General features: G+C 69.8%; 3 protein-coding genes. All 3 read right to left on the reverse strand.

The annotated features are described in order from the left end of the window. The coding region (locus ACQY7V_RS05695; protein WP_428639294.1) for an amino acid permease at positions 1-1,014 on the reverse strand (1,014 nt) is incomplete at its 3' end. A gap of 288 nt (positions 1,015-1,302) precedes the next feature. Further along, on the reverse strand, positions 1,303-2,130 hold the full coding sequence (locus ACQY7V_RS05700; RefSeq protein ID WP_277298634.1) for an SOS response-associated peptidase: 828 nt from the start codon (positions 2,128-2,130) through the stop codon (positions 1,303-1,305). Further along, positions 2,130-2,969 (reverse strand): trimeric intracellular cation channel family protein, encoded by an 840-nt coding sequence (locus ACQY7V_RS05705; protein ID WP_428639296.1) that lies wholly within the window; start codon positions 2,967-2,969, stop codon positions 2,130-2,132. The genes ACQY7V_RS05700 and ACQY7V_RS05705 overlap by 1 nt, the downstream gene beginning before the upstream one ends. Positions 2,970-3,045: the final 76 nt, after the last annotated feature.

Genomic DNA, 3,045 nt, shown 5'->3' on the forward strand with positions numbered 1-3,045 from the left:
TCTCTCTCGCAGGTCATCGGCCTCGCCCGAAGGCGAAGCGGGGCCCGGGACCGAAGCGCCCGCCTCGACGACCGCGCCCAACCGGCCCGCGTCGGCCCCGAGGAGCCAGCGCACGCCCATGCCCCGCGCCGACAGCGAGTAGGCCATCCGGCTCGAACCGTAGACATTCGCGGAGAAGGCGGAGATGAGCGCGATGAAGACGACGACCTCCATGATGCGCGCAACCGCGGGGATCCCCGCCATCTCGAGGACCGCCGCGAAGGGGCTCGTCCGCATCGCCTCCGAATCCCAGGGGAGCAGGCAGATGAGGAGGATCACCGAACCGACGTAGAAGACGAGGATCCGCCCGATCACGGAACGGATCGCAGAAGCCATCGCCGACTTCGCGTCCTCGGCCTCGGCGGCCGCGATCGTGACGATCTCGATCCCGCCGAAGGAGGTGATGATGGCGAGCAGGCCGACGGCGATCCCCGCGAAGCCCTTCGGGGCGAAACCGCCGCGCCCCAGGATCATCTCGGCAGGGGCCGCCCCGCTGCCCGGTATCAGGCCGACGAGCAGGCCGATCCCGATGAGGAGAAACACGACGATCGCCGCGACCTTGAGCCCCGCGAGCCAGGCCTCCACCTCTCCGAAATCACGCGCGGCCAGCAGATTCACCCCGCCGAGCACGACGACGATGACGAGGGCCACCACCCACTGCGGGACGGAGGGGAACCAGGACACGAAGATGCCTGCGGCGCCCGTGATCTCCATGCCGAGGACCATGATGAGCATCGCCCAGTAGAGCCACCCCGAGGTGAATCCCGCCCAGCGGCCGATCCCCACTTCGGCGTAGGTGGAGAAGGACCCCGTCGAGGGCAGGGCTGAAGCGAGTTCGGAGAGGGCGAACATCACCGACACGGCGATGAGGGCCGCGAGCGCGTAGGAGACGAGGACCGCGGGGCCCGCCTCGGCGATGGCGACGCCCGTGCCGAGGAAGAAGCCCGCGCCGATCGCGCTGCCGAGCGCCATCATCGACAGGTGCCGGGTGCGGAACCTCCTCGGCCCGCCACCGGCGCCCCCGTCTGCTGGCGCGTGAGGAGCAGACGGACCGCCTGCCGTGCGAGCGGATGAGGGATGGGCGCCGGAAGCCGCCGAAGCGGATCCGGACGCGTGGGGACTCGTGGTCACTGTGCGCCTACTCCCGGGCTGGTCGCCCGTCGTCGTTCGGGCTGGTCGCCCTGTTGGTTCGGGCTGGTCGCCCTGTTGGTCCTTGTCGCGGGCCCGGGGCCCGCTTCCCGTTCGCTCCGCGCAGGCCCGCTGTTACGTGCGGACTCCCTCGATGAGCGCCGGATCATCATTGCGCACATTACCGACTTCGGGCGACACCCTCCTAGGCGCGAGGTCCGGGACGGGGATCGCCTCGATGAGTCGGCGCACCTCCGCGCGGTCCGAAAGCGCCGGGTCGAGCCAATCGGAGAACATGTCGCGCGGCACGACGAGGGGGCTGCGGTCGTGGATCGTGCCGAGTGCGTCGGGCGCGGGTCGCGTGAGGATCGCGAAGGTGAGGAGCCAGGCGCCGTCGCCGCGATCCGGGTCGGCGGGCGGTGCCGGATCGCGCCAGGCCTCGTAGATGCCCGCGAAGGCCATGAGGGGATCGCCCTCGCCTGCGGACAGGAACCAGGGCTGTTTCTTGCCCGCGGCCCCCGCCTGCCACTCGAAGTAGCCGTTCGCGGGCACGAGGCAGCGTCTGCGCAGGGCGGCGGCCCTGAAGCTCGGCTTCTCGGTGACGGTCTCGGCGCGAGCGTTGATCATCGGGCGGCTCGGATCCTTCGCCCAGCTCGGCACGAATCCCCAACGCAGGGGGCGGGCCTTTCGGATCGCAACGCCCTCGCGCGCCGCGGGATCGGGGGACGAGGGCGGGGCTGCGGGCTCGCCGGAGGGAATAGGGATCCCCTCGACGGATGAAGGTGATGACTTCGATGAGGCTGGGGCGGGAGGATCTGCGAGGAGGCGCTCGTAGACGACGCGCGCGGACTGACCGGGGGACAGGTTGTAACGGGGGCCCGCGCTCTCTGCCTCGAGGAGATCGATGTCGAAGAAGGAAACGAGTTCATCGTCCTCGACGAAGATCGAGAACCGGCCGCACATCAGCGTGCCGCTCCCCTCGAGGGCGAGCCCTCCCCGTTCCCATCACCCGGCTCAACACCGTCCGCCGGAGCGGCCGATCCGGCCTCGGCGCCCACGCGTGAGCTGCGGATCCCCGCCAGTCGGATCGCATCGGCCTTCGCCGCGCTGGCGGCCCATTCGGCGAAGAGGCGACGGAGCTGGCTCGAGGTCACGGTGAGCGTCCAATCGCCGGTCGGCGGGAGCTGCCAGCCCTTCCAATGGGAGGCGAGGGTGAAAGCCGAACTGACGATCGTCGCGACGAGCATCCCGATCGTCGACAGACCGAAGCCGTGGAAGGCGACCATGATCGCCGCGGATGCGGCCGCGGGCGTCGCATACAGATTGTTCCCGCCGAAGACCCTGGGGATGTTGCCGGCTGAAACATCCCGGATCGCACCGCCCCCGACCGCGGTGATGAGACCAAGCATGAGGGCGGGGAGAATGCCGAAGCCCGCATTGAGGGTCTTCAGGGCGCCGGTCGCCGCCCAGCATCCGAGGACCGTGCCGTCGGCGACGACCATCGCGATCCGCGAGGGACGCGACTCGAACTTCCACAGCATCGCGATGAACGCGCCGGTCAGGGCCGTGCCGAGGTAGTACGGGTCGGTGAGCGCGACGGGAGGGCCCGACTGGAGGAGCACGTCCCTCAGCATGCCTCCGGCCAGCGCCGACATGATCGCGAGGACCGCGAATCCGACGGCGTCGAATCCTTTGGCGCGCGCGAGCCTGCCCCCGAGGATCCCGTTGAGGAGAACCCCGATGAGGTCGATCACTCGGAAGAAGTCCGGCAGCGCGTGGTTGAGGGCATCGAGCACGCTCATCATTGTCGCGTCATCACGGGGATTCGCGCACCCCGGACCGCGATTCAGGCGGCCGTCGTCCCGAAGAGGAGACCGA

This window comes from Schaalia sp., from assembly GCF_050312375.1.
Taxonomy (GTDB): domain Bacteria; phylum Actinomycetota; class Actinomycetes; order Actinomycetales; family Actinomycetaceae; genus Pauljensenia; species Pauljensenia hyovaginalis.

Excerpts from the sequence above, each read along its gene's own strand:
- ACQY7V_RS05705 (WP_428639296.1), bottom strand. The coding sequence starts at position 2,969 with ATGAGCGTGCTCGATGCCCTCAACCACGCGCTGCCGGACTTCTTCCGA.
- ACQY7V_RS05700 (WP_277298634.1), bottom strand. The coding sequence starts at position 2,130 with ATGTGCGGCCGGTTCTCGATCTTCGTCGAGGACGATGAACTCGTTTCC.